This is a genomic window from Olsenella sp. oral taxon 807 (assembly GCF_001189515.2).
Lineage (GTDB): Bacteria > Actinomycetota > Coriobacteriia > Coriobacteriales > Atopobiaceae > Olsenella_F.
Genome location: NZ_CP012069.2, coordinates 2,062,118 through 2,087,935, shown reverse-complemented (window position 1 = coordinate 2,087,935; position 25,818 = coordinate 2,062,118). Strand labels below are relative to the sequence as shown.

At 61.3% G+C, this 25,818-nt stretch carries 18 protein-coding genes; 8 read left to right on the top strand and 10 right to left on the bottom strand.

Annotated features, from left to right (window positions below; translation table 11 throughout):
* The first annotated feature begins 161 nt into the window (after positions 1-161).
* Together ADJ70_RS08840 and ADJ70_RS08835 are read left to right on the top strand one after the other, a co-directional pair.
* Positions 162-2,921 (top strand): phosphoenolpyruvate carboxylase, encoded by a 2,760-nt coding sequence (locus tag ADJ70_RS08840; RefSeq protein ID WP_050340796.1) that lies wholly within the window; start codon positions 162-164, stop codon positions 2,919-2,921.
* Positions 2,922-4,083: 1,162 nt separating this feature from the next.
* Positions 4,084-4,545 carry a hypothetical protein gene (locus tag ADJ70_RS08835; protein WP_050340795.1) on the top strand — a complete coding sequence of 154 codons (462 nt, stop codon included), beginning with the start codon at positions 4,084-4,086 and terminating at the stop codon, positions 4,543-4,545.
* A gap of 220 nt (positions 4,546-4,765) precedes the next feature.
* On the opposite strand, the gene ADJ70_RS08830 is transcribed toward ADJ70_RS08835, so the two are convergent.
* Positions 4,766-6,520 carry an OPT/YSL family transporter gene (locus tag ADJ70_RS08830; RefSeq protein WP_050340794.1) on the bottom strand — a complete coding sequence of 585 codons (1,755 nt, stop codon included), beginning with the start codon at positions 6,518-6,520 and terminating at the stop codon, positions 4,766-4,768.
* A 164-nt stretch (positions 6,521-6,684) separates the two neighbouring features.
* On the opposite strand from ADJ70_RS08830, the gene ADJ70_RS08825 reads away from it, so the two are divergent.
* Positions 6,685-7,533 carry a type III pantothenate kinase gene (locus tag ADJ70_RS08825; RefSeq protein ID WP_253273157.1) on the top strand — a complete coding sequence of 283 codons (849 nt, stop codon included), beginning with the start codon at positions 6,685-6,687 and terminating at the stop codon, positions 7,531-7,533.
* Between the two features lie 133 nt (positions 7,534-7,666).
* Here ADJ70_RS08825 and nrdG read toward each other — a convergent pair whose 3' ends face one another.
* The gene (gene nrdG, locus ADJ70_RS08820; RefSeq protein ID WP_050340792.1) at positions 7,667-8,266 is read right to left on the bottom strand and encodes an anaerobic ribonucleoside-triphosphate reductase activating protein; all 600 of its coding nucleotides are present in this window, start codon (positions 8,264-8,266) and stop codon (positions 7,667-7,669) included.
* A 96-nt stretch (positions 8,267-8,362) separates the two neighbouring features.
* The gene (gene nrdD / locus ADJ70_RS08815; protein WP_050340791.1) at positions 8,363-10,585 is read right to left on the bottom strand and encodes an anaerobic ribonucleoside-triphosphate reductase; all 2,223 of its coding nucleotides are present in this window, start codon (positions 10,583-10,585) and stop codon (positions 8,363-8,365) included.
* A 339-nt stretch (positions 10,586-10,924) separates the two neighbouring features.
* Here nrdD and ADJ70_RS08810 point away from each other — a divergent pair, with 339 nt between their 5' ends.
* The gene (locus ADJ70_RS08810; protein WP_050340790.1) at positions 10,925-11,716 is read left to right on the top strand and encodes a Cof-type HAD-IIB family hydrolase; all 792 of its coding nucleotides are present in this window, start codon (positions 10,925-10,927) and stop codon (positions 11,714-11,716) included.
* A 173-nt stretch (positions 11,717-11,889) separates the two neighbouring features.
* On the opposite strand, the gene ADJ70_RS08805 is transcribed toward ADJ70_RS08810, so the two are convergent.
* The 4 genes from ADJ70_RS08805 to ADJ70_RS15345 form a co-directional block, all read right to left on the bottom strand.
* On the bottom strand, positions 11,890-12,783 hold the full coding sequence (locus tag ADJ70_RS08805; protein ID WP_050340789.1) for a glycoside hydrolase family 25 protein: 894 nt from the start codon (positions 12,781-12,783) through the stop codon (positions 11,890-11,892).
* A gap of 430 nt (positions 12,784-13,213) precedes the next feature.
* Positions 13,214-14,638 carry a class II fumarate hydratase gene (fumC, locus tag ADJ70_RS08800; protein WP_050340788.1) on the bottom strand — a complete coding sequence of 475 codons (1,425 nt, stop codon included), beginning with the start codon at positions 14,636-14,638 and terminating at the stop codon, positions 13,214-13,216.
* Between the two features lie 45 nt (positions 14,639-14,683).
* Positions 14,684-17,491 (bottom strand): VWA domain-containing protein, encoded by a 2,808-nt coding sequence (locus ADJ70_RS08795; protein ID WP_050340787.1) that lies wholly within the window; start codon positions 17,489-17,491, stop codon positions 14,684-14,686.
* The gene (locus tag ADJ70_RS15345) at positions 17,488-18,126 is read right to left on the bottom strand and encodes a hypothetical protein (RefSeq protein WP_253273156.1); all 639 of its coding nucleotides are present in this window, start codon (positions 18,124-18,126) and stop codon (positions 17,488-17,490) included. The genes ADJ70_RS08795 and ADJ70_RS15345 overlap by 4 nt, the downstream gene beginning before the upstream one ends.
* A 190-nt stretch (positions 18,127-18,316) precedes the next feature.
* Here ADJ70_RS15345 and ADJ70_RS15340 point away from each other — a divergent pair, with 190 nt between their 5' ends.
* The gene (locus ADJ70_RS15340; RefSeq protein ID WP_050340785.1) at positions 18,317-18,643 is read left to right on the top strand and encodes a hypothetical protein; all 327 of its coding nucleotides are present in this window, start codon (positions 18,317-18,319) and stop codon (positions 18,641-18,643) included.
* A 192-nt stretch (positions 18,644-18,835) separates the two neighbouring features.
* On the top strand, positions 18,836-19,096 hold the full coding sequence (locus ADJ70_RS08780) for a cation:dicarboxylate symporter family transporter (RefSeq protein ID WP_172674472.1): 261 nt from the start codon (positions 18,836-18,838) through the stop codon (positions 19,094-19,096).
* Positions 19,097-19,118: 22 nt separating this feature from the next.
* On the opposite strand, the gene ADJ70_RS08775 is transcribed toward ADJ70_RS08780, so the two are convergent.
* The gene (locus tag ADJ70_RS08775) at positions 19,119-20,174 is read right to left on the bottom strand and encodes a 2-hydroxyacid dehydrogenase (protein ID WP_253273155.1); all 1,056 of its coding nucleotides are present in this window, start codon (positions 20,172-20,174) and stop codon (positions 19,119-19,121) included.
* Positions 20,175-20,431: 257 nt separating this feature from the next.
* On the opposite strand from ADJ70_RS08775, the gene ADJ70_RS08770 reads away from it, so the two are divergent.
* On the top strand, positions 20,432-21,154 hold the full coding sequence (locus ADJ70_RS08770) for a B3/4 domain-containing protein (protein ID WP_050340783.1): 723 nt from the start codon (positions 20,432-20,434) through the stop codon (positions 21,152-21,154).
* Here ADJ70_RS08770 and ADJ70_RS08765 read toward each other — a convergent pair.
* Positions 21,123-22,316 carry a CPBP family intramembrane glutamic endopeptidase gene (locus ADJ70_RS08765; protein WP_050340782.1) on the bottom strand — a complete coding sequence of 398 codons (1,194 nt, stop codon included), beginning with the start codon at positions 22,314-22,316 and terminating at the stop codon, positions 21,123-21,125. The genes ADJ70_RS08770 and ADJ70_RS08765 overlap by 32 nt on opposite strands.
* Before the next feature lie 383 nt (positions 22,317-22,699).
* On the opposite strand from ADJ70_RS08765, the gene asnS reads away from it, so the two are divergent.
* A complete protein-coding gene (asnS, locus tag ADJ70_RS08755; RefSeq protein ID WP_050340780.1) occupies positions 22,700-24,109 on the top strand; it encodes an asparagine--tRNA ligase in 1,410 nt (469 codons plus the stop codon).
* 290 nt (positions 24,110-24,399) lie between these two features.
* On the opposite strand, the gene ADJ70_RS08750 is transcribed toward asnS, so the two are convergent.
* Positions 24,400-25,809, bottom strand: a complete 1,410-nt coding sequence (locus ADJ70_RS08750; protein WP_050340779.1) for a glycoside hydrolase family 30 beta sandwich domain-containing protein — start codon at positions 25,807-25,809, stop codon at positions 24,400-24,402.
* Positions 25,810-25,818: the final 9 nt, after the last annotated feature.

The window sequence follows — 25,818 nt, the reverse complement described above, 5'->3', positions numbered from 1 at the left end:
ATCTGCCATTTTAGCCCTCATCGGGTACGCTCACGGTCTTTTCGCGCACGCCCGTGCATGGAGATTGGGTCTTTCAACCGTGACAGGCTAGCAAGAAACGCTCCCATTGGCTAAGGTAAACGGCGCATCTTGTGCGTACTTGCAGCGACAGGAGGGATGTCGTGTCAGAGATCGACCAGCTGAAGGATGAGATAGCCGCCAAGGTGGCCAATAGCAGTCTTGGCGAGAGGGAACTCGAGCAGATCGTTGCGCGCTCTACTGTCTCGGTCGTGGATATACCGGATGAGCTCAAGGAGAACCTCGCGCTCTTTTTGCGCCTGGTGCGTACGGTCCTTGCGGAGTTCGACCCTAAGCTGCGCGAGGCCTTCGACCAGCTGCTCGCTGACTCGATCACGGTCAACGCCAGGGCAGATGGCGATGCGGATGAGGGGGCCTTCAAAGACGCCTCCGCTATCATCGAGACGCTTGACGTTGAGTCGGCGGTCATGCTGGCGCGTGCCTTCGCCGCCTTCTTTCACCTCGCTAATATCTGTGAGGAGGACTATCGTGTTCGCTCGCTGCGTGCACGCGAGGCCGCCGTTCCCACGATCGCCGATGAGGATCCGGTCAACGACATCACGGTTGCCTATCGTCGACTCGTGGAGGAATGCGGACAGGACGAGGCCAGCGCGCTTCTCGGTCGCCTGGAGTTTCATCCCGTCTTCACCGCGCATCCCACCGAGGCGCGCCGCAAGGCCGTCGAAGGCAAGATTCGGCGTATCTCGGCCCTGCTCGAGGAGCGGGCCCAGGCAAGTGGTATCGCGCTTGCCGAGAACGAGCGCCGGATGCTCCAAGAGATAGACGCCCTTTTGCGCACTTCTCCCATCGCCATCAAGAAGCCGACTCCCGTCCAAGAGGCCGAGACCGTCATCGATATCTTTGACCATACGCTCTTTGATATGATTCCTGAGGTTTATCGACGTTTCGATGACTGGGAGCTGGGCGACAAGGCCGGCACCGTGCCGCCCGTCTGTCCTGCCTTCTTCCATCCGGGCAGCTGGATAGGCTCCGACCGTGACGGCAACCCCAACGTGACGGCCAAGCTGTCGCGGCAGGTAGCCGAGAGGTACCGTGCGCATGTGCTCGAGAAACTCGCTGATGCCACCTACGCGGTCGGCAGCAGCCTCACGCTCGATACCAGCTCTACTAAACCTTCAGACCAACTGCTCAACCTCTGGAGCCACCAGGTCGAGATGAGCGAGTCTCTGACCGACCATGCTCGTGCGATCTCGGCCTCCGAGACCCATCGCGCATCGATGATCATCATGTCTCATCGGCTGCGTGCCACGATCGACCGTACCGCAGATCTCATGTACGCGAACGCGGACGAGTACCTTAAAGATCTCTATTGCGTTCAGCGCTCGCTTGCCGAGGCAGGTGCCGTCCGCGCGGCCTATGGTCCTGTGCAGAAGCTCATCTGGCAGGCACAGACCTTCGGCTTCCACCTTGTCGAGATGGAGTTTCGCCAGCACTCGCTTGTGCACAGTCGTGCCCTTAAGGACATACGCGAGCACGGGCGTTGGTGTGAGCGTGGCGAGCTGCAGCCCATGACCCGCGAGGTGCTTGACACCTTCCGCGCAATCGGTTCCATTCAGAGGCGCAATGGCACCAGGGCTGCCTGTCGCTACATCATCTCGTTTACGCAGAGCGCCCAGAACGTCGCCGACGTCTATGAGCTGGCGCGTCTCGCCTTTGCCCATACGCAGGACGTCCCCACGCTCGACGTTATTCCCCTCTTCGAGCAGATACGGGATCTCGAGAACGCCGTGGACATCCTTGATGAGATCATCAAGCTTCCTCCTGTGCGGGAACGTCTCGAGCAGACGGGACGCAAGCTTGAGGTCATGCTCGGCTACTCAGACTCATCCAAGGACGAGGGTCCGACGGCCGCGACGCTCGTCCTGCATGGTGCCCAGGAGCGCATCGCGCGCTGGGCCGAAAAGATGGACATTGACCTTGTGCTCATGCACGGTCGTGGGGGTGCCGTGGGACGCGGGGGTGGTCCGGCAAACCGTGCGGTCCTCTCGCAGCCCACGGGGTCGGTGAACTGTCACTTCAAGCTTACCGAGCAGGGCGAGGTCATCTTTGCCCGCTACGGCAACCCGACCTTGGCCCTGCGTCACGTCGAGTCGGTCGCCGGAGCGACGCTTTTGCAGAGCGCCCCCTCCATAGGATACGTGAACGGGGAGTCAACGAAGAAGTATGCGGACATGGCTGCCCTTCTCGACAGCGCCTCGCGCGAGCGCTATCTCGATCTTTTGGGTACGGACGGCTTTGTCGAGTGGTTCTCTAGCGTGACGCCGCTTGCCGAGATTGGCCTCATGCCCATAGGTAGCCGCCCAGCTAAGCGCGGCCTTGGCGCCCAGTCCCTCGATGACCTCCGTGCGATTCCCTGGATCTTCTCCTGGTCGCAGGCGCGCGTCAACCTAGCGGCATGGTATGGACTGGGATCAGCCTGCGAGCGTGTCGGTGACCTTGGACTTCTGCGGGACGCCTATGCGGAGTGGCCTCTCTTCACGACCTTCATCGACAACGTTGAGATGTCGCTCTCCAAGGCTGATGAGCGGCTGGCCAAGATGTATCTCTCGCTTGGCGGGCGCACGGACCTCTCAGAGAAGGTGCTGGACGAGTTGCGCCTGACACTCAGGTGGGTGCTTGCCATCACGGATGATGAACGACCTCTCGGCAACCGTAGGATCCTTGGTCCCGTTATTCGGCTCAGGCTACCGTTCGTGAATGCGCTCTCCCTCATACAGGTGTTGGCGCTCAGGCGACTTCGCGAACGTGGCGAGAGCCTTACACCCGAGGAGCGAGATCGTCTCACCTACCTGATCTTGTGCACCGTGTCCGGCGTGTCAGCCGGCCTGCAGAACACGGGGTGAGGAACCACCGCCCCAGACTCCAGCACGCAGACTGCGCTTTTCCGTGAGGGCGCGCACGCAGAATGCGCTTTTTCGTAGAATGCGCTTTTCCTCACCTGCGCAAACGTGGCGTTGCCTCACGCAAAAGCGCATCCTGCACCCGACGCCTCACGGAAAACCGCACTCTGATCGCGCAACCGCTCCAAAAGGCGCATTCTGCATGCGGGCAGTCACGCAGAGTGTTCCTTTCCGTGAGGCACCAACTCCAGAATGCGCCTTTCCGTGAGATGTGCAACTCCTGATCTGAGTCAACGTGACGCTATCTATCTCACGTAAAAAAGGGCTCTTCGGGGGTTCGTGTGGGTTGACGCCTCGGCGAATCGCGTCGCAGCAGTGTACACAAGTGCCCCAAAACGGCGCCGAGAGGCCATTTCCACCGATCTGTGTACACTCCTGTACCCCCACACGGCTGCTCGCACGATCCTCGCGTTGCAACAGTGTACACAAATGCCCCGAAACGGCGCCGAGAGGCCGTTTTAGCCGATCTGTGTACACTCCTGCATACCCACGGTTGTCCACAACGTTGCAACAGTGTACACGAATGCCCCGAAACGGCGCCGAGAGGCCATTTCCACCGATCCGTGTACACTCCTGCGTCACCGCCCCGGCGGTGAGGCCCGCCCCACCGGGGCGGTGACGCAAGCACCTACCCACACGAACTCACGAAGCCTCAAAAAATGTGACAGGTTTCACATGCTCTGGTGTCATACTCACAGTCACATCTCGTCCGCACCATAGGGTGGGACCGTGCGAACGCGTGCATTGTCTTCCTGCGTCATTGTCTCGCTTGCATCAATTTTATGTCGGTCGTAGAATCTGCACAGTTTGCATCAGTCTCATGCGGTGGTCCTCGTCACGAGGCGTGTTGATTGAGAAGGTGCTATGGAAATCATAAAGAGTCTCTGCCCTTGGCGCCGGTCTTGGTATGCCCTTTGGCCGCATGCACGCCAAGATTATGGTCCAGTTGCCAAAAATCGGTGTGGCGCAGCTGTCTGTGACGGCGCAGTTGCCTGCGATGACTGGAGGCGTTAGGGCGGGTGCTTGAGGATCAGGGCGTCGCTGACTATGTATCTCTCTACCGTCCCTATTCCGGGCCCACTAACGCGACTTTGGAAGGTGCCTGATGGATAACGTGCTGCTCTTCAGCTACTTTGTATTCATGATCCTGATGCCGGCCCTGCCGCTTCTGGCAGGGGGTGATTATGGGTACTCCCTGCCGCTTGGCCATGGATACTTCATGCCCCTTTCCCTCTTCTATAACACGGCTCTCGCCCTCGTCTTCTCCGCGACCATCGTGTGGCGCAGGCTGCGCTGGGTCCCCGTGGCGGGCGAGATGGTGGGGGAGAGCTATGACCTGGTGGGGCTCCGCATCGCCACCCACGCGTGGCGCTATGAGTTTCGCGGCCTGGTGTACGAGACGGAGGACGTCGACCCGGTGGACATACTCAATACGAGGCGTCACGGCACCGTCTGGGTGGACCCAGACTGCCCCTCCCGCATCCTGCCCCCGAGCTGGAGGGGCCGCCTCCTCATCTACCTCCTCTTCGGTGCCATACCGGTCTACATGCTGCTCGAGAGCCTATAGCTATCCTGATAGGCGACCTTGTGGCGCTAACTCCTGCGCTTTGTGATGTCGCCCCAGCGTCTTGGGCCTCACGAGTGCACTGCCAAGTGTCCCTAAACCTGCGACCTCGTACGTTCACCGCCGTCTTGCAGTGAGAGTTGCACTGCAAGGATGGCCCCGAGCGTTCCGACACGCCACACTCGAGGCCGCCAGCCAGTACCTCGCCTTGTCCTGCGCCCTCCTAGCCCAAGTTTCTCACTATCGTCACGAAGGCAATGGTGACGCCCACAATGGACTCTCCGCCTAGGACACCCGAGGCCACCACGATGCCATCATCCTGTGCAGGAGTCTCATCAACAGACCGATCTCCTCCCTCACTACCGCGCAGGCCGTTTCTACGGCGGGCCGCACGCTTGTCGAGAACAAGTTTGATCGCCGCCCCAAGAGAGGCCGTGACCGTCATGTAGAGGGGCAGATACACGCCGAGACCCACCATCATGGCAGGAAGACCTAGGCAGTAGATCACGATGCCCGCGACCAGCCCGACCATGAACGCCGGGACGCTCGGAATGCCCGAGACCATCGTGGCGACAACACTTGCCTGCGTGGCGATGAAGGGCCTGTTGGGTCCGAAGGTGTCCGGCCCATAGGCCTGCTCGATCGCGACCATGGTCGCTACCGCAACAAAGACGCCGATAAGGGCACCGAGCGCCTGCGCCTTCCAGAGCGTGCGAGGGTTGTTTCCAAGGATTGAGCCTGTCTTGAAGTCGCTCATCACGTCACCGGCAAGGCCGCAGGCCACGGTGATGATGCCCGCTACGAAGAAGAGGCTGAGCTGCGAGAGGTTCGACACTGCCGCCACGAGTAGCAGCACGATGAGGCCAAAGATCTCCATGGGGTCGATGCCGGTCTGTCCTGTTGACTGCGCACTCATGATAGTGGTCACGAACGAGAGAATGACGATGATGACGGTGGGGATGGGACCGAGCGAGAGGCCAAAGCAGGCGGTGAGCGCCGCCAGCGCCGTAAGGAGCGCCAAAAAGCCCGCGTCTGACTTTCCCCGGACGTCAGACGCCCAACGCGCTCTGTCCCCTACGGGAGCACTGTGTGAGGTCGAGGATCCTTGTTCGTCGTCCGTCGGCTTGCCCCCTGTGGTATTGCCACGGCCGTGGCGGATACCCATGAGTTGGGGCAACACATCCTTCAGCACGACGGCGATGCCTGCGCCCATCATGAGGCCCATACCGAGGCTCTTGACTATCTTTTGCGCGACCTCGACCGACCACGCGCCTGCGGCGGTGGCGCCGGCGATGAGGCCGAGGTTTGCGACAACGCCCCCGCCAAGCCAGAACAACATGGGCACGAAGCCCACCAGATAGCCCATGGAGAGCAGCATGGGTGAGTTATAGATGGCAAAGTTCACACCAGGGGTGGTGAGTTGCAAGAAGAACTGCGGGAGCACGTTCAGGCCGTCGCGCAGGACGCACCATAGGCCCGCAAGGCCCATTGAGCCAAAGAGCCGTATGCCCGTGGAGCCACCTACCTGCGCAGCCTTCAGGGTCTCGGCGGCGGCGGTGCCTATGGGATAGCTGAGCGTGGAGTCATCGACGAAGCGCCTGCGGATGAGGGCCGTGCACACGAGGCCCAGCAGCGTGCCGGCAAGCGCCACAAAGAGCATCTCCCACCAGCTCACCTTGCCGGGAAGTCCGAGCATCCAAACGCCCGGGATGGTGAAGGCAAGACCCCCCGCCACCATGGAGCCTGCGGACATGACGATCTGCGTGACATTGGCCTCGGCGATGTCTCTGCGACCGAATGCGCGCAGAAGCAGCAGCGACGTGACTGAGGTAAAGATCGTCGGCCAGGGAAGCGCCCCCATCTTGAGCGCCGTGTAGGCCGACGTGGCAGTGAGAATGACGCAGCCGATGATGCCGATGACAAATCCAGGCACGCTCAACTCGTCGCGCAGTCGTGTGCGCCTACCGTTCTCGTCCATGTGTCCTCCTTCGTATATCCGCTTTCCCTCTGCCTGCCACAGTGCGTGTCAGGCGAAAAGTCGGGTTACTGGACGTTCGCTCCCAAGGACGTGTGGGGCGAACTTGCTACAGTGTAGTGGAGAGAGCAGGGATATGTGGCTATACTTTGACGGATGGAGATCTCATGGTGGGCACTTCACAGGTACGGGCAATGGATGGGACGGAATGGGAGGCTGCTGCCCCTGGGGGAGTCCTTGCAGTTGACGTAGGTAACACCACCACGGTGGTGGGCGTATTCGAGGTGGCCAGCGCGCCGTCAGCTGACCCGTCCCTGCGGTGGGAGCTTACGACACCTAGGAACTTGACCTCGGATGAGGCGTTTCTCTTGTTAAACCAGCTCTTTGGTAACTGGCGGGCGTCGGGCGCCATCCTCTCATGTGTCGTTCCCACCCATGTTGCCGCCTGGCAGGCAGCGCTCACTCGGGCGGGCAACGCCCGTCCGTTCGTGGTGGGTCCAGGCCTCAGGACGGGACTCAAGATGCACTATCGCGACCCGGCGGAGATAGGCCCCGATCGCATCGCCGACGCCGTGGCGATGCGCGAGAGGTACCAGATGCCCGCCGTCGTCATTGACTTTGGAACCACTATGAACATAGAGGTCATAGATGCGCAGGGAGCCTTTGTGGGGGGGCTCATCGCGCCTGGACTGGCACTTGGCGCACGAGCCCTCAGTAAGCGTACGGCTCGTCTGCCTGTGGTCGAGATCGAGATGCCCAAGGAGGTCATCGGTCGCTCAACGCGTGAGGCGATGCTCTCGGGCATCGTCTTCGGGGAGGTCGCACGTATCGATGGCCTGCTCGACCGCGTGTTCGCCGAGATCGCCAGCGAGGCGACGGTCGTGCTGACCGGAGACTACGCGCACGAGATCTCAGGGCTGATCTCTCATGAGGCTGCGGTGGACGATACGCTGACCTTGCGTGGCCTGCATCAGCTCTACCTACTCAACGCGGCAGGGTCAAAGAGAGGTTCGTGAGACATCTCATCGCCCCATCGCCCCTAGCATCCCATCGCCCCGTCGCCCCTGGCGTCGCAAGGATCCGACGGCAAGTGCCCGCCAATCTGCGGGGTACCGTCTTTGAGACGTTTGCCCAGTTGGGTCCAAGATCTTAGTGCCCGCCAATCTGCGGGGCACTATCTCGGGTCCAGACGGACGGGGTATCGGGCGTGAGCTCATCATGCCACAATACGACCTCGCCTTTCTCGAGCGTCTTTGGCACATCGATGATGCGCTGGTTGGCAGAGCCACGAAAGCGCAGCGAGATATCGTACTCCTCCTGCATAAAGGGTCCGTCCACGAGGACGTCGACGCAGGCCAGGATGCGGTCGGTGTAGGGACCGTGCTGGGTGCCGCCGTCGATGAGCTGGTCCCAGGTGTGTCCCGAGAAGAGCCATATCGTCTTCGAGCTCCCTTCCCCTCGAGGCCCAAACGCAACTCGCGCCCTCTCGAGGAAGTCGACGAGACCTTCCTGGTTTTCGGGTTCGGTGGGCTCCCCCCCTAGGATAGTGATGCCGTCCATGAAGGGGTTTAGGACAGAGCGTATGATACCGTCACCCACCTCGGCGGTAAACTCCCTGCCAGAGCTGAAGCTCCATGCGACGGCATTGAAGCAGCCCCTGCAGCGCAGGCGACAGCCCGACACGAAAAGGCTGGTCCTGATGCCGGGGCCATTCGCAATGTCGAAGTGCTTTATCTCGGAGTAGTTCATGAGAACCTCTCGGGGCTTCGTTGCGCCTGCCCTCTGCCAAGCTCCTGCCCCACGCGGGCTGCGGACCGCGTGGGGCACACGACGCCTCCCAAGGCGCTACAGGTGCAGCACGCGGTCCCTGATCTCCTCCGTGCGTCCCTGGTTCCAGTATTGGGTGCCAATGTAGCCACAGGTGCGACGAGCGACGTTCATCTTGGACTGATCGCGGTTGTGGCAGTTGGGGCACTCCCACACGAGCTTGCCGTCATCCTCGACGATATGGATCTCCCCGCTGTAGCCGCAGGTTTGGCAGTAGTCACACTTTGTGTTGAGCTCGGCGTACATAATGTTCTCATAGATGTACTGCATGACTTTGATGACGGCCCCGAGGTTGTCCTGCATGTTGGGCACCTCGACGTAGGAGATGGCGCCGCCGGGGGAGAGGCGCTGGAACTCGCTCTCGAACTTGAGCTTCGTGAAGGCGTCGATGTTCTCGCGGACGTTCACATGGTAGGAGTTCGTGATGTAGCCGTGATCATTGATGCCCTCGACGAGACCGAAGCGCCTCTGCAGGCATTTGGCGAACTTATAGGTGGTGGACTCCAGCGGCGTCCCATAGAGCGAGTAGTCGATGTCCTCGGCTGCCTTCCACTCGCTGCACCTGTCGTTCATGCGCTGCATGATGGCGAGGGCGAACGGCGTGGCCTCCTTGTCGGTGTGGCTGTGACCGGTCATGTACCTCACGCACTCGTAGAGGCCGGCATAGCCTAGGCTGATCGTGGAGTAGCCTCCATTGAGCAGCCTGTCGATGGTCTCTCCCTTTTTGAGACGGGCAAGAGCCCCGTGCTGCCAGAGTATGGGAGCGGCGTCGGAGAGCGTGCCTTTGAGGCGCTCATGGCGGCAGCGCAGGGCCGTGTGGCAGAGCTCGAGACGCTCGTCGAGGAGCTCCCAGAACCTGTTTGGGTCCCGCCCGGACGAGAGGGCCACGTCAGGTAGGTTGATGGTCACGACGCCCTGGTTGAAGCGGCCGTAGTACTTGGGCTTGCCCGGCTCCCAGTTACCGGCGTTGGCCACGTTGTCGTAGCCGTTTCCCGAGCGGTCGGGCGTCAAAAACGAGCGGCAGCCCATGCAGGTGTAGACGTCACCCGATCCCGCGACCTCGCCTTTCGAGAGCTTGTACTCCCGCATCTTCTTCTCTGAGATGTAGTCGGGCACCATGCGGCGTGCGGTGCACTTGGCGGCGAGCTTCGTGAGGTAGAAGTATCTGCTGTCCTCATGGACGTTGTCCTCTTCGAGCACGTAGATGAGCTTGGGAAAGGCAGGCGTGATCCAGACGCCGGCCTCGTTCTTGACACCTTGGTAGCGCTGGCGCAGCATCTCCTCGATGCAGAGCGCAAGATCCTTCCGCTCCTGCTCGCCTTTGGCCTCGCCCAGATACATGAACACGGTGATGAAGGGCGCCTGCCCGTTGGTGGTCATGAGGGTGACGACCTGGTACTGGATGGTCTGGACGCCTCGGGCGACCTCGTCGCGCAGGCGCTTCTCGACGATCTGGTTGATGACGCGATCTTCGGGGCGGGCGCCAATGGTCTCGAGCTCGACGTAGACCTGACGGCGTATCTTCTTGCGGCTGATGTCAACAAAGGGCGCGAGATGCGCGAGCGAGATGGACTGGCCGCCGTACTGGCAGGAGGCCACCTGGGCGATGATCTGCGTTGCGATATTGCAGGCCGTCGAGAAGCTGTGGGGCTTCTCGATCATGGTGCCCGAGATCACGGTGCCGTTCTGGAGCATGTCCTCAAGGTTCACGAGGTCGCAGTTGTGCATGTGCTGTGCGTAGTAGTCGGCATCGTGGAAGTGGATGATCCCCTCGTCGTGAGCTGTGACGACCTCGCTGGGGAGCAGTTCGCGCATCGTGAGGTCCTTGGAGACCTCACCGGCCATGTAGTCGCGCTGCACGGAGACGACGCTGGGGTTTTTGTTGGAGTTCTCTTGTTTGACCTCCTCGTTGTTGGACTCGATGAGCGAGAGGATCTTGTCGTCGGTGGTGTTCTTATGGCGCTTCAGGTTCTGGACGTAGCGGTAGATGATGTACTTGCGGGCTACGCTAAAGTGGTCGAGGGCCATGAGCTGATCCTCGACGAGGTCTTGGATCTCCTCGACGGTGACGGTGTGGCCGGCGGCAGCGCACTGGTCCTTGACGTTACGGGAGGCGAACTTGACCTCGCGCTTGCTCAGGCGCTCGTCGGGGGGCACCTCCTTGTTGGCCGCCTTGATGGCGTTGATGATCTTCTGAAGGTCGAAGGCGACCTCCGAGCCATTACGCTTGATGATCTTCATTGCCTGGAACTCCCTGCCTGACTTGTCGTGTGTCCCGTCGTACCTCGATTGTACGCGTGCGCTCTCCACTATGGCACAACTTGTTGTGCTACGCTAGGGGGAAACTACCACATCTAGTTGAAAAATGTATTGAAATCTAGGTTAGAACCTAAGAATGAGGGGTATCCTCGCAGCTAGAAAACTATGGGAGACAGAGCATGCCGTGCGCGAGGGCCTCAAGAAATGACCGTACGGGTACTCTCAGTGCGATAGAATTGGCAAGAGGCGGCCATGCGGCCGCAGACGGTATCCGAGGCGCCCCTCGCTCGGATTCATGACACAAAGACCTAAGGAAGTCTCATGGCTATTTGGAATACACCCAGCACGATCAAGGCTATCTTCTTCGACGTTGATGGTACGTTGCTGTCCTTCAAGACCCACCGCGTTCCCGAGACGGCCCTCATGGCCCTCTCTGAGCTCAAGAAGAAGGGGGTCAAGTGCTTTCTGGCGACAGGACGGCCTCCCTACCAACTCGACGAGATCTCCATCGACAACCTCGAGGCCTTCATTCTCTTCAACGGACAGCTCTGCCTCACGCGCGACGAGGTCTTCTTCGACGAGTGTCTCGACAAGGACGATGTGGCCACGGTCGTAGACCAAGTCAGGCAGGGTCTCTACAATTGTACGTTCATGGAGAAGAACCGATGCTACGTGAGCGGCTATGATGAGCACGTACGCGCCATCGAAAAGATTGCGGGTACGACCCTTCCCGTGGCTGATGTCGCCCAGGCGCTCGATAACGACATCTACCAGCTGAACGCCTACATCACCCCCGGCAACACGGACATCCTCACCAACGCGACCAAACACGTCAAGCTCACCCGTTGGTCCGAGCACTTCGTTGACGTCTTTCCACGCCACGGTGGCAAGCACACGGCGGTGCGCCGCATGCTCAAACGCTATGGGATCGCCTCCGAAAGCGCGGTGGCCTTTGGGGATGGTGGCAACGATCTCTCGATGTTTGGCGTCGTGGGGACGTCGGTCGCCATGGGCAACGGCAACGATGACGTCAAGGAGCAGGCCGACTACGTGACCGATGACGTCGAGCACGACGGCATCTACAACGCCTGCGTGAGGCTTGGCCTGCTGTAGGCTTGTCGCCGGACCGGCCAGGTGCCTTTGACGCGTAGCGTCCAGCAGCTTTTGGGGCGCTACGCGCCAAGATCCCTGCGATCCCTGCGAGGACAGGTACGACAGGTCGATCACTGCAGGTGCGGAGTGGGCATTCCGTGTCAGGCCATCATACGAGCCACGAAAACCACATGCTAGGAGGCAGGCTTACCCTCGTCCTCCCTTGCGAGCGCGTCCGTGAGATCCAGATCGATGTCGACCTCACGCTCGATGCCGTCGACATTGCCCGTCTTGGTGTACTGCCACATGCCAAAGCGCAGGCTGCTCGTGGGCTTTGAACCATATTCGGCGTACCAGAAGCCATAGCCGGCAAGCCGCTTGAGGTCGTACTGCGACAAGTCGTAGCGGTTGCCGTAGACGATGGCATGGTAACCGTTTTTCTCGCACTGCTCGCAGAAGGCCGTCGCGATGGCGGTGAGCTCGCGGCCCGAGAGCTTGCTGATACGGTCGGCACCCTCTGCATCTGGCTCCATGTCAAAGGCGATGGGATACTCGACGTTGCTGCCCGCAAGCCGCTTGGCGGCGAAGTCCGCCTCCTCGCGCGCCTCCTCCTCGGTCTTTGCCTGCGAGAAAAAGTAAACGCCCACTGCGAGTCCTGCTTGCCTGGCGGCTACGATGTTTTCAGCAAACCGCGCGTCTGCCACAACGTTTCCCGCATGCGAGCCACGGTACCCCACGCGGATGTAGGCAAACTGCACGCCTGCGCCCTTGACCCTGCTCCAGTCGATCTCGCCGTTGTGTTCCGATACGTCAACGCCCAGCTTCGAGAGGAGCTCACCGTTCTTGATGTAGGCAAGGTAGCCATTCTGTGTGCTGAGACTTCCCCACGCGTATGGCGAGAGGTTCATTGTGGTCGTGTCGGCGATTGCCATTGACTTGCCCTTGAGTGAGGGGGTGCCCGAGCCTTCGCTGGCGCTGCCCTCGTCCCTGAATGCGGTGAGTTTGAGGGTGATCAGGGTGACGATGATGAGTCCCAGCACGGTCAGCAGGCGTGCGAGGGGCAGATGTTTCCTTCGCTCCGTTGGCATCCGCTGCATCGCGGTGGTGCTTGGGGTCTGGCGAGGCCGGGCACGCCTGCCCTTGGCCTTCTTTGGGTCTGCGAGGCGTGAGCTAGATGAGCGACCCAAGCGCAGGCTACCGCGCCGAGATGGCGATGATGGCTTTTTTCGTTGGCCGCCAGATGAAGTCTTCGCACTCGTCTGGCGGCGCGCGCTACCCACGCGCTTCGCCACCTTAGATCGCCGTCCCCTGAGCTGGCATGACCATCGCAGACCCAAAGGTGTGCTCTTGCATGCCAATCCCCTCGATTGCGAAACGTCAGTTGCTGTGAACACAGCATTATATAGGAGGATCAACATGGTCGCGCGCGTGACCTGCTCTTTGTGAAGACCGCGTAGAACCGCATGAGGCTAACTGCCATGCGTGTTCCTGGCCCCAAGCTCGCGGCCCTGGCTGTGGTTAGACCATCTCCTGCGGCTTGCATATCGCGTCGAACGCCTCACCGCTCAAAAAGCCAAGGGAGACACAGGCCTCGCGCAGGCTCGTGCCACCAGCGAAGGCGCTTTGGGCTACCTTGGCGGCTCGCTCGTAGCCTATGTGGGGACTTAGGCAGGTCACGAGCATGAGGGAGTTTCGTAGGTTGGCTTCCATCCGCTCCCTGTTGGCGACGATGCCGCGTACGCAGTGGGCGTCGAAGCTCGAGACGGCATCAGCGAGGAGCCGTACGCTTTGCAAGAAGTCGTAGGCGATCACGGGCATGAAGACGTTGAGCTCAAAGTTGCCTTGGCTGGCCGCGATGCCGATGGCAGCGTCGTTTCCCATGACCTGGACGGCGACCATTGTCACGGCTTCGCATTGGGTGGGATTCACCTTGCCGGGCATGATGGAGCTCCCGGGCTCGTTGGCGGGAATCCTGATCTCCCCAAGGCCCAGACGGGGACCCGAGGCAAGCCAGCGCACGTCGTTGGCCACCTTCATCATGTTGCAGGCGAGGGCCTTCACAGCCCCGTGCGCGAACACGACGGCGTCCTTGGACGTGAGGGCGTGAAACTTGTTGGGGGCGGGCCTAAAGCTGTGGCTCGTGAGCGCAGAGAGCCTCTCTGCCGCGAGGCTGTCGAAGTCTGCGGGGGCGTTGAGACCGGTGCCGACGGCGGTGCCGCCGAGCGCGAGTCGCCCAAGCCCCTCCAGTGTCGCCTCAAGCTGTTCGCAGGGGGTCTCCACGAGGCTCCTCCAGCCGCTGATCTCCTGCGAGAAGGCGATGGGCACCGCGTCTTGCAGGTGGGTGCGCCCGCACTTGATAATGCCTTCGTTCTTTTCCTCGAGCTGTCTGAGGGTTGAGGCGAGCTTGTGGGCCGAAGGCAGGAGCTCCTCTGTGATCGCGAGTGTGGCCGCAACGTGGAGTGCGGTGGGAAAGACGTCATTTGAGCTCTGGCTGCAGTTGACGTGGTCGTTGGGGTGGACGGGGCGTGCGAGCGAAACGCCATGCCTTGTGGCGAGACCGTTGGCGACGTGTGCGAGGACCTCGTTCACGTTCATGTTCGATTGCGTGCCCGAGCCCGTCTGCCACACCCTGAGGGGGAAGGCGCCTGGGTGCAGACCTGCGAGCACCTCGTCGGCAGCCTCCTCGATGAGGGTCCCCAGCTGCCTGTCCAGCACGCCCAGCTCGACGTTGGCCTGGGCGGCGGCCTTCTTCACGAGGGTGAGGGCACGCACCATGCCTCGAGGTAGGGTCTCTGTGCCTATGCGAAAGTTCTCGAGGGAGCGTTGGGTCTGGGCGCCCCAGGGCGTGTCTTGGGGGACGCGTACCTCCCCCATGGAGTCGTGTTCGATGCGATACGCGCCCTTGTCTGCGTTCGCGCCCCTGTTCGTGTCGTCAGCGTCCATGTGCACCTGCGTCTCGTGCTCGTTGGTCCGTACCAGAAGGAAGGCTTACGTCACCGCTGCCCCGCTCGTCTGCCGTCTGCCCGAGCCGGTGATCAGCAGCGTCAATGACACTACCACAAGGATGCAACCAACTGGCAGAGCGATCGCGCTGGCTCGTGCGATCGCGGAAAGCGGACGAGTGGCCGGCCCATCGACTTCCTGGAAGGAGACCAGCGAGTAGTAGGGTTCGTTGTCTTGTGAGGTTTCCTCGGCGTGAACCTGCACGCTCCAGATACCCGGCAAGGGGTCCTTGATGGTGATCTCAGAGGGGATGGTTTGGGTGTCAAGCTCAGCTCCGTGGTAGCCCTCGTTGACCGTCCTTCCTGTCGGGTCAACGAGTATGGTTTGCATCTGCGATCCCGGCCAATAGAGCAGTGCGTCAAGATCACCGGCTTTGTCGGTAATCTCAAAGTGCTCCGCATCACTCGTCTGCCCTTTTGAGAGCGTCCCCTTCTGTTCACTCAGGATATCTCCCGTGGTATCCGCCTGGGCATGAAGAAAGCCGGCGATGAGCGAGATCACGTCATTCGGATCGGCCCTGAGGTAGGTGCCGCCAGTCTCCTCGGCGATGTCTTGGAGTAGTTCACCATCGAGGTCGCTGTCATCTGCGCCGAGACCTATCGTGTATATCACGATCTCGTTTCGCTTTGCCTCGGCTGCCGTGGCTAGGATCTCGCTGTCGGAGTTCCCTGCCGTGTCCTCGCCGTCGGAGAGCAGGAGGATGGCACGATGACCGTCGTAGCTCTTGACCTGGTCGATACCCTTCTCGATTCCATCTTTGATGTTTGTTCCGCCGCCCGCTTCGAGTCCCTCGATGGCGGTCCTGATTATACTGAGGTCGGACGTGGGCAACGCAAGGTTCTTGGCCTTCTGCGCAAATGAGGCGATGCCGAGCAGGAATTGCTTCTGGTACCTGCCGTCCATCTTCTCCACCCGACTCACGAGCTCGTTACCAGCCTGCTTGGCGACGTCGAGCTTGGTCGCCCTTCCTGTGCTCTGGTCGGCCCCCTTGTTCTGGTTGGCCTGCTCAGCCTGCCCGGACATCGAGCCCGACACGTCGAAGACGAGGGCGGTCGCCGAGCCTGTCTCTCCCTCTGCCGCTGACCTTGGTCTCTTTATAAGGGGCGCGAGTCCCTCTTGGGTGAAGGCAGCCACGACCCCATCGTACTGTGCCTCGCTGAGCTCCCCAGCATCGCGCATATGCCTGGCCATCTCGCAGGTCACGCTGCTGAGGTGTCTGAGAGTTGAGGTTGGGGTCAACATGCGTTGGACATTGTGCCAAAGTCGTGCGTATGTCTTGAGCCCACGCTTGTCATGGGGGTCGCTGGCGTCAAAGAGGCGGGTCTGCTCCTTGGTATGGCCCCTCACGTTGTCTTGGCCGTTGCCGATGTGATAGGCGATACGATCGATGACGAGGGCGTTGGTATGGCATTCAGCACCCTTCGTGTAGTGCTGATCGTTATCGAAGTGGCGTATCGTGCCTCCACTGACCTGTGAGCCGGCTGCTATCATCCAGTCACACGTTCCGGTGACCGCCTTCTCGGTAGCCTCGCCGAGTATGTCGGAAAGTGCCTCGTCGACGGCGGCAGATGCGGAGGTCTTCCCTCCGGTGAGCTTGCAGGTATACTGCGTGACGGCATGTGTATATTCATGTGCGACGATGTCAAGTCCTGACGAATGCTGGAGGGCTTGGTCCTCTCTGCTAGTGAACACTATGATGTTCTTCTCCCTGTCCCAGTACGCATTGTCGCCCATCTCAGTATCTGTCGCTTCCACGTAGGCCTTCAGTTGGGAATTCCTACCGTCATAGCCCTTCCATCCCAGGTAGTTCATATAAAAGTCGTAGGTTGCCGCGAGGTTGCCCAAGGCATCGACGCCAGACATACAGGATGTGGTCGCGATCTTGCTCTTTGAGCGCTCCGAGTCGATGTCGGGCTTCCATCCCAGCGTGTATACAGAGATCCTGCGCTCGCTGTCATCGAGGTTGGATGCCTCCTTGTTGTCCGTGATGTCGAGGGTGTAGGTGGTGCCCCGTTGCCCCGTGGCATTGACACGTTCCGACTGTGCATTCGTCTTCGTGCTGAGTGATGCGATGACCGTGCCGCTCTGGGCGTCCACGAAGGTCTCGAAGTCACCTGAGGGCGTCTCAACCATGAACCGCCAGCTGAGGGTCGGTTCTGTCTCTATGCTGTAGACGAGCAGCTTTGAGCCGCTTGCTCGCAGGTCCTCCTTTGGCTGCCCCGATAGCTGTGCAACATGCTCAAGCGCTGTTTTTTCGGCAGCGGGGCGCTCGACCTTCTCCTTCGTCGGCACATCCTGGACGTCTACGAGATTCGAGGAGGCTCCAATGACTGTACCGTCCTTGGCGACGGTGAGCGTCACGCCTCTGGCATGTACGTCTAATCCCTCATAGGTTTGGCTGAAGCGATAGTGGTGTAATTCCTCGGTCTCGAGGTCAGCCTCCTCCCTGATGTTAACCTTACTGCCTATTGTGAGCCTGATGATGGCGAGGGCATCGGCGGCCTCAAAGTGATCATTGACCTTGGAGGGAAAGTAGGCCTCCGCATACCACTGGTTTCGTGCGTCCTCCAACGTGTCAGATGCGGGCGCGTCTGCCTCTGGAGCCACCGTACCGTTCTCCTCGTCTACCTGTGCGCTCTTAGGGTTCCTAGCTTCTTGGAGGCTCTGCCCCTGCGCGGGCGATTGGGTGATGTAGCCGACTACCCCCAAGACTGTGAAAACGATCCCCAGGGCGAGCAGGGTGATGTAGGCGAGTCTGGGAGTGGGGCGATGCCCATCTGTGGCTGTGCTCATTGTGCGCCTCCATCGCCAGAGCGGGTGTGTGCGCGAGCCCCCATAGACGCGCAATGCCAAGCCGTCGTCACCATGGGGAGAGCCATGACGGTCACGAGTAGGACCCACATGGCTATGCTTGGGTAAAACGGTAGGGGTAAGAGCGCTGGCGCAGTGCCAGGGGAGTTGGCCAGGTAGACATACGTCACAACAGACAGAGCAAACAGGGTCGTGAGGATGCAGGTGACCACCATGCCTGCGCGACTCACCTCATCTCGAGCAATCCGTGATACCTGCATGGTCCCGACCGTCAGGGTAAGCATCAGCAGCGCGATGACGATGGCTGCTCCGACGATGCCCGGCACCCATCCTGACGCGCAGGTGTAGATGATGAGGGCGAGTCCGGTAAGCGAGAGGGAGGATCCCCTGTCTACCTGAGCCAAGACGGGGACTCCGCAGAGCAGGGTGACACAGAGCGCAAGCCCGAGGGCACATAGGACCGATTGAGCGCAGGCCTCACGATCTGGATGCTGTGACCCCTCCTGTGCCATAGCCTTCTTTCGCGTGATTGCCTCTACCGCCATCACGCTGATCGCTGTCGACAGGAGGGGAGCCGTGAGCGGAAAGCTCGGGCTGTCTACCAGATCAAGCCTCAAGTGCTCCAGTCCAAGGGGCTGACCGCGACATAGCCATGGGCAGACAAGTTGCCACAGACTCTGTGTTCCGAGTAGCGCGATGAGCGAAAGTGTCGTCAACGCGACTGCAAGTGCATGTGAGGGGCGCTCGTGGCGTCCTGCGGCCGTAAAGAGACCGGTTGCGATCCAAGCTGCGATCGCACCGAGGGTTGTGATCGCGATCAGAATTGAGGCTGAGACCGAGGTCATCGTGGGGTTCTGGGTTCCTGAGCCAGAGAAGAGCAGGATAAGCAGACCGCTGAGGGAGAGGCTCGTTCGTGCCGACGCCAGCCTCCCCCAGGTGGGGGTGACGACAAAGCCGGGGGCAAAGGTCAAGATGGCTAGGAGAGATGCGATTGCGAGTGTACAGACTACCTCAAGCACCGCTTCGTTGCGCACGGAAAGTCTGGAAAGGATCAGGGGCGCGTGGGCCGCACGCGTGCTGACGCTTGCTGCTGGGGTAGGGGACGCCTGGGCGCGCGGGGCGGCAGTGACTTGAGTCTGTTGAGGAGCGTGAGGCCTTGGTACCCACGTCTGCCCCCCAGGGGCCACGCCCGTCGGAACGGGAGCGCCGCATGTTGGGCAGAAGCGCGCGCCATCGCGCAGAGCCACTCCGCAGGCCGGACAGTACATGGTATCCTTTCGACGATCTACAAAATCCTATCGAAAAGTTTAACATGCGCTGATGTATATGGCAATCGTGATCCGCACGATGGCGCTTCCCGCAGAAGGTATCGCGCCCGCCATCTTTGCCGGTATCGACTGGATCATGGGGGTCTTCCGCACCGTCCTCAACGTCAACTCCGATGTCTTCTGTGCCCTGTTGGTGGCGTGTCTGGAGGGAAAGATCAACTACAAGAGTGCTCAATGCCTCGGCTTATGCCCGACAGATCCAAGGGCAGGGGCACGAAGGGGTCGGACCTCTGCCCGTCGGATTCACCTGCGCCTCTGACGCCAGCGTCTTTTGCGGGACGTCAGAGGACGCACACGTTTTGCGGTGTGCCGCTCAAGAACGCCTCGACGTTGGCGAACTCTATCTTTGCCCGTCTCTCCATGGACTCCTCGGTGAGGAACCCGACGTGTGGGGTCAGGATGAGGTTCGGCGCTTGTACGAGGGGATAGTCAGCAGGAAGCGGTGGTTCCATGTCAAAGACGTCGATACCGGCCCCGGCCACATGACCGCTTGCGAGGGCATCCGCGAGTGCATCGTTGTCTACAATGGCTCCCCGCGCGCAGTTGATAAGCACGCTTCCCTCCCGCATGGCCGCGATCTGAGAGGCACCAAAGCTCTTGCGTGTCTGCTCGTTGAGGGGTAGGTGGATCGAGACGATGTCGCTCTGCCCGAGCAGGGTGTCCAGTGCGGTGAACTCGACGCCCGCAGAGACGGCGACGGGGTTGACATGGCGCGAGTACCCGAGGACGCGTGCCCCGAAGGCCTTGAAGAGACGGGCGGTCGCGGTGCCGATCTTGCCGCATCCCACGATACCCACGGTCTTTCCCGCGATCTCCCTGCCGACAAGCCCCGCCGACGTGGACTCGTGACGGGCGGCGTGATCGCCCTGCCTGACCTTGCGGAGCACGTCGATGGCAAGCCCCACCGCCAGCTCCGACACGGCCGTGTCGGAGTAGCCCGCGCAGTTGCACACCATGATGTCGCGCTCCCTGCAGGCGTCAAGACCAACGTGGTCTATGCCCGTGAACGCCACGGCTATCATTTTCAGGGTGCCAATCCCTTTAATGACGTCTGCGGGCAAGGGGCTGTTGGCGATCATCACGACCTCGGATCCCTCGGCTCTCCTGAGCTGCTCGCTCGCATCAGAGGCCTTGTCCTCAAAGTGGACGAACTCGTGCCCTGCGGCCCTGATGTTTGCCGCAAGCCGCTCGATTGTCTCGACAGGGACTCCTAAGGGCTCTATCAGGGAAATCTTCATACCTACCTCCAACGTCATCTTGCGTTGATACTCGTAACCCTTAAAAGTGTAGCCGTAGCTGGCGTTGGGAGGCAACGGGTTCGCGAGGATAGAGTACATCGGAGACCTCGTTACCCTTTTGAGCGCCTCTCCTCCCTTCAAACCTTCCGGTCAGTCGCGAGGACGCATACAGAAAGTACAGATATTGTCAATCGTCCGCTTCCGGGCGTGCGCCATGCATGAGTCGAGCGCTCAGGGGTGGTAGCTGTTGCATATGTCGCTCGCAGTAGCCCTTGCTCTGGCCTCTTGCGCAAAGCGGGTGTTCGATGACATGTTAGGATCGTGGCAGAGTCAGGTTGTCACCAAGGAGGAAGCGCATGAAGAGCTTTGTCATAGAGGACTCGTTCTGGGAGGTCTTTCCCAAGGTCGAGATCGGCATCGTGTGTGTGGATGGGATACTTCCCGCTAGCCAGATAGCCGACGAGTCTGCCAAGAGGGCCGCACGCCTTCTGGACCACGCCAACGACAGCGCCGAGAGGTGGATCAGCTCGAACACCATCAGCCAGAACGAGGTCGTTGCCGTATGGCGCGACGCCTACAAGCGGTTCAAGACCAAGAAGGGTGCCCGCGTATCTGTCGAGAACCTCATCAAACGCGTCATGAAGGACAACCCCGTCAGACACATCAACCCTGCCGTCGACATCTCCAACGCCATCTCGCTCAAGTATGCGCTGCCCATTGGTGTCGAGAACATCGATGCCATAGAGGGTGACTTCCGCCTGGCCATGACCGAGGGCGGGGACTACTTCCTGCCCATCGGCGAGACCGAGAGCGACCCGACCCTGCCCGGTGAGATCGCCTACCTCGATGACGCGGGCGCGGTCTGTCGCTGTTGGAACTGGAGGGATGGCCAGCGTACCCAGGCGTCAGACGAGACGCCGCACTGCATGTTCATCATGGAGAACGTTGACCCCGCCCGTTCTGCCGACTTGCACGCCGCCATCGACGAGATGGCAGAGCTCGCCGAGGCTATCCTCGGCGGCACGGTGACGAACAAGGACTTCCTGACTAAAGATCATCCCAAGACTGCCCTGGCGTAGGGTCCTGTGTTGTTGCGGACGAGTCAAGAACATTGCCGGGGTCTTCGCGTCCCAAGGGGTCCGGCGGTGTCGTAAGGCTCTGTGGGGCTATTCCTGGACTGCGGGGAGGCTGGGAGACGTCCCAGCCGACCTTGGCCCCGCCACGTCCTGACAACCCTTCCCCGCTATCGGGAGGCGCAGTGGAGCCGTCGGTCACCTGCCCCAGCTGTCCAGAGGCGAGCGCGAATTGTTCGTCCAGGTCGGGCGGGTCAGACGCGAGCCACCCGCGCCTTTTCGCGATGGCGAGCGCCACCCACGCGTAGACCAGGCTGATGGCCACTGACACCAGCAGCTCCATGGTGTCGACTGTGCTGGAGACGGCACCGTCTGTGAACAGGGAGCTTGACAAGAGCGAGAGGAGGTTGTTGGCAACGTGAAACGCAATCGTAGCCTCGAGCCCCCCGAGCCGTATGGTCAAGACGCCCATCGCAAGGCCCATGCAGGCGATGCCGAGCTGCCCTGCGAAGTTGTATCGGTGCCCTGCGGCGAACAGGAGGGACTGTATGAGGACGGGGACCCAGACGGCGGAAATCCATGATCCGGGAACCTGCTGGAGAAGGCCGCGAAACGCGTATTCCTCCGCAGCGCTCTGCAGTGGGACCAAAACGAGGATGGCCATGAGCGCCACAGGCACGATACGTGGATGCGGCAGCTCCCATGTTGCGCTGCCAGCCTGCTGCAGCACCCAAGGTAGCGCAAAGCCGATGGCAAAAACCAGGCCGAAGGCAGGAACGAGGTAGCTGCCCAGCCGATTCCAGCGCAGATGCCCGTCAACAGAGGATAGCGTGCCCAAACCCCTCAGCCCCGCGAGCCTAAGGGCGAGGGCTATGGCGGGAATCAACAGGACGATCGACCCCTCGAGGAGGAGGATGCTCGTGGGGTTGCTCGCGAGGAAGCCTTTGTAGCCCCCTGCGACGAGGCCATCGAGCGTCTCCTGTATGCCAATGGCATCCGGAGCACCGCTGTATCTGATATGCAAGAAATACAACACGAAGGGAAGTTGGAACAGGATGAGGAAGAGGATGATGAACACGGCGGCCAGGATGAGGGCCAAAAGTGGGCGCCACCAGCGGTACCCTGGCACCAGTCTCATTGCCTGCACATACGCCCTTTGAAACACCATGGCCACTCCATTCCATCCACGGATGCCACCGGTCCACTGTCCGAGGCGTCTGTGACCCCTGCGTCTTGAAGGGTCGAAGTCGTAGCCATTTTGACCTCGACCTGAGCACTGATGGCCGACAGTATACCCCTGCTTGCCTTCCGTGTCGTCGTCACATCGCGGATGGGGTCGTATGCTGCCGACCAGGGTGTCCTGCGTCGCCCTGCAGCTGTGGAGCGGGCAGTGCAACCTGCCTCTGGCACTCAACGGGGTCTCCTTGGGTGGGTCGCGCCAATCGCGGTTGAGCTCGTGGCAAAGCTCGTGCGCATGAGCTACGATAGGTAGCCGTAGATGGCAGACAATCGTCGTGACGCGCCGTCGTCACGCGACGGGGAGGGACGCTCATGGACCGCACGAGGATCGCCGCGCTCTTTGCGGATAAGGACGAGCTGGGAGGGACCACGATCACCGTTGCTGGCTGGGTCCGCTCCATCCGAGACATGAAGAACTTTGGTTTCATCATGCTCAACGACGGCAGCTGCTTCAAGGATCTGCAGGTCATTGTCAGCAGGGAGAGGCTTGGTGATGCGGAGTACGAGCGCATCGTGGCCCAAGGTGTCGGCACTGCGCTTGTCGTCACAGGAGAGCTCGCCCTCACGCCCGATCGCCCCCAGCCCTTCGAGCTCCAGGCCGCGCGCGTGGACGTAAAGGGGGCCTCTGCGCCCGACTACCCCATGCAGAAGAAGCGGGCGACCCGCGAGTTTCTCCGCACCCAGCAGCACCTGCGCGGCCGCACGAACCTCTTTCGTGCCGTCTTTCGCGTGCGGAGTGTGGCGGCCTTTGCAATACATCGCTTCTTTCAGGAGCGTGGCTTCGTCTACGTGAACACGCCCATCATCACGGCCTCCAACGCCGAGGGCGCGGGCGAGATGTTTCGTGTGACGACCCTCGACGTCGAGAGACCCCCACGCACCCCAGACGGGCACGTCGACTGGAGCCAGGACTTCTTTGGCAGGGCCACGAACCTCACCGTCTCGGGTCAGCTCCAGGCCGAGAACTTCGCGCTCGCCTTTGGGGACGTCTATACCTTTGGCCCCACCTTCCGCGCCGAGGACTCCAACACCCGCCGTCACGCCGCCGAGTTCTGGATGGTCGAGCCCGAGATGGCCTTCTGTGACCTTGCGGGTGACATGGACGTGGCCGAGGCGATGCTCAAGTACGTTATCGGTTACGTGATGGACGCCTGCGCCGACGAGCTGGCCTTTCTCAACCGCTTTGTGGACAAGGGCTTGCTCGAGCGCCTGCGGCACGTGGCGACGAGCGATTTCGCGCGCGTCTCCTACAGCGAGGCGGTCAGGGTCCTCGAGGATGCCCAGGCCTCGGGCACCGACTTCGAGTATCCCGTGAGCTGGGGCGTCGACCTGCAGACCGAGCACGAGCGCTTCCTTGCCGAGAAGCACTTCGAGAGACCCACCTTCGTGAGTGACTACCCCGCCGACATCAAGGCCTTCTACATGCGCGCGAACGACGACGGCAGGACCGTGGCCGCAGCAGACTGCTTGGTGCCCGGCGTCGGGGAGATTATAGGGGGTTCCCAGCGAGAGGAGCGTCTCGACGTGCTCGAGCGGCGCATGCGTGAGCTGGGCATGGACCTGGGGCAGTATAGGTACTATCTTGACCTTAGGCGCTATGGCGGCTGCCCGCACGCAGGTTTCGGCCTGGGCTTCGAGCGCCTGGTCATGTACCTTACGGGCATAGACAACATCCGTGACGTCCTGCCACACCCGCGCACTGTCGGAAACGCCGAGTTCTGAGCCGGCCCGCCTGTCTCCGGCCCCCTGCAGGGGGCCGGAGACCCTGCAGAGGTCCTCATGATAGTGAATAGTGCCCCAGAATCTGCGGGGTACTATCATGAGGACGTTTGCCCAGTTGGGATCCGGCCCGTAGTGCCCCAGAATCTGCGGGGTACTATCATGAGGACGTTTGCCCAGTTGGGATCCGGCCCGTAGTGCCCCAGAATCTGAGGGGCCCTTGCTCTGGGAAGTCTGCCCGACCGAGCCTACCTTGCATCTACGGTCAGATGTCTGCAGTCGGCCTTCCGCAGTCAGGCAGCGTAGCCGAGAAGCCCTCCCTTACAGCTGACGGTCATGATCGTGTGCCCCGGGAGCGACAGGTCGCCGCAGAGGTCGCGCTCGCCCATATGCACGCAGAGCGTGTGCTTGGCCGTCTGTCCCTGGCGGTTGAGCAACACGACCGCCAGGCTGCCGTCCGTGTTCATGGCGGCTGTGGCCTCGATGTCGTCTGCGCAGCGCGTGACGAGCACGCGATGGGCCCCTGGCCTGATGAAGCGTGAGAAGTGGGCAATCCACGCCAGCGTGTCCGTGAGCTGTAGGCCATCCTTACAGCTGTCCCCAAAGCGTCTCCCCGTCGTGTCGAAGAACGCCGGCGCCGCGCAGAAGTTGCCCACGTGGTTTGGACCTCCCCGCTCATCCAGAAGCAGGTTCCAGTCTATCCAGGCGCTCACGCCGCTGTTGAGGTCGCCCATGATGTCATGCGCGTAGTGCTCGGCCGCCGCAAGCTCGTCCTCCCTTGAGAGGCGCGCACCCGTACCCGCAAACGCCTCGCAGGCTTCAGACGCGATGAGCTCCTTGTGGGGCCAGCACTGCCGTACGTGCCCAACCGCCTCGAAGTGGTCGCCCGAATACCAGTGCAGCGCGAGGCCGTCGAGCGCGTCTGGGTGCGCAGGATCATCGAAGGCTGAGCGCGCCCGTTCAAGGGTCCGCTGCTTGTTGTGGTCCCAGCCCAGGAGCTTCACGTCACCAAAACCTGCGCGCGCGAGCTCGGGACGCAAACGCTCGGCCGCGAAGCTGGCCTCCTGCACCCCGCTCATGATGCAGGACTCCCAGATCTGGCGAGCCTCGGGCTCGTTCTGGATCGTGAGTCGCGTCACAGGTATTCCCGCCTCGGCCAGGTGGGCCACGTAGCGTGCCATGATCTTGGCCCAGCGCCCGTAGAAGCTGCGGCGCAGGCGTCCTCCCAGCCTGCGGTTGAAGTTCGTCTTCATGTAGGCAGGCGGACTCCAGGGGCTGGCGATGAGCTCGAGCGTGGGCTCCAGCGCCTGCGCGCGCCTGATGAGAGGGATGATCTCTCGATCATCGTGCGAGAGGTCAAGGCCTCTTAGCCCAGCGTCTAGGGGCCGCAGGTGGTAGCTGTACGGGCTAAGGGAGAAGTCGCAGCTCATGATCGGCGCACGACATAGCGTGTAGCGTGCGCCGTCCGAGCCAAAGTAGGCGCGCAGCAGCCGCTCCTGAGCCCCCTCGGGCATTCGTGCGAACACGTGGGCACTCGCCTCGGTGAAGGCGCCGCCAAAGCCGATGATCCTTTGGAGTCGACACTCGGGGTAGACCTTGATGAGGTCCATCTCGTGCTGACTCTCGCCCAGCATGAGACTCCACTCATCCATGTGCCTGCCGTGACGCGAGCTATAGACGCGCAGCTCGATCGTTTGCCTCATCGCGTACCC

Bases quoted from the DNA above. Each gene is read 5' to 3' on its own strand.
- ADJ70_RS08835 (WP_050340795.1), top strand. From the start codon at position 4,084: ATGGATAACGTGCTGCTCTTCAGCTACTTTGTATTCATGATCCTGATG.
- ADJ70_RS08830 (WP_050340794.1), bottom strand. From the start codon at position 6,520: ATGGACGAGAACGGTAGGCGCACACGACTGCGCGACGAGTTGAGCGTG.
- ADJ70_RS08825 (WP_253273157.1), top strand. From the start codon at position 6,685: ATGGTGGGCACTTCACAGGTACGGGCAATGGATGGGACGGAATGGGAG.
- nrdG (WP_050340792.1), bottom strand. From the start codon at position 8,266: ATGAACTACTCCGAGATAAAGCACTTCGACATTGCGAATGGCCCCGGC.
- nrdD (WP_050340791.1), bottom strand. From the start codon at position 10,585: ATGAAGATCATCAAGCGTAATGGCTCGGAGGTCGCCTTCGACCTTCAG.
- ADJ70_RS08810 (WP_050340790.1), top strand. From the start codon at position 10,925: ATGGCTATTTGGAATACACCCAGCACGATCAAGGCTATCTTCTTCGAC.
- ADJ70_RS08805 (WP_050340789.1), bottom strand. From the start codon at position 12,783: ATGCCAACGGAGCGAAGGAAACATCTGCCCCTCGCACGCCTGCTGACC.
- fumC (WP_050340788.1), bottom strand. From the start codon at position 14,638: ATGGACGCTGACGACACGAACAGGGGCGCGAACGCAGACAAGGGCGCG.
- ADJ70_RS08795 (WP_050340787.1), bottom strand. From the start codon at position 17,491: ATGAGCACAGCCACAGATGGGCATCGCCCCACTCCCAGACTCGCCTAC.
- ADJ70_RS08780 (WP_172674472.1), top strand. From the start codon at position 18,836: ATGGCAATCGTGATCCGCACGATGGCGCTTCCCGCAGAAGGTATCGCG.
- ADJ70_RS08775 (WP_253273155.1), bottom strand. From the start codon at position 20,174: ATGTACTCTATCCTCGCGAACCCGTTGCCTCCCAACGCCAGCTACGGC.
- ADJ70_RS08770 (WP_050340783.1), top strand. From the start codon at position 20,432: ATGAAGAGCTTTGTCATAGAGGACTCGTTCTGGGAGGTCTTTCCCAAG.
- ADJ70_RS08765 (WP_050340782.1), bottom strand. From the start codon at position 22,316: ATGGTGTTTCAAAGGGCGTATGTGCAGGCAATGAGACTGGTGCCAGGG.
- asnS (WP_050340780.1), top strand. From the start codon at position 22,700: ATGGACCGCACGAGGATCGCCGCGCTCTTTGCGGATAAGGACGAGCTG.
- ADJ70_RS08750 (WP_050340779.1), bottom strand. From the start codon at position 25,809: ATGAGGCAAACGATCGAGCTGCGCGTCTATAGCTCGCGTCACGGCAGG.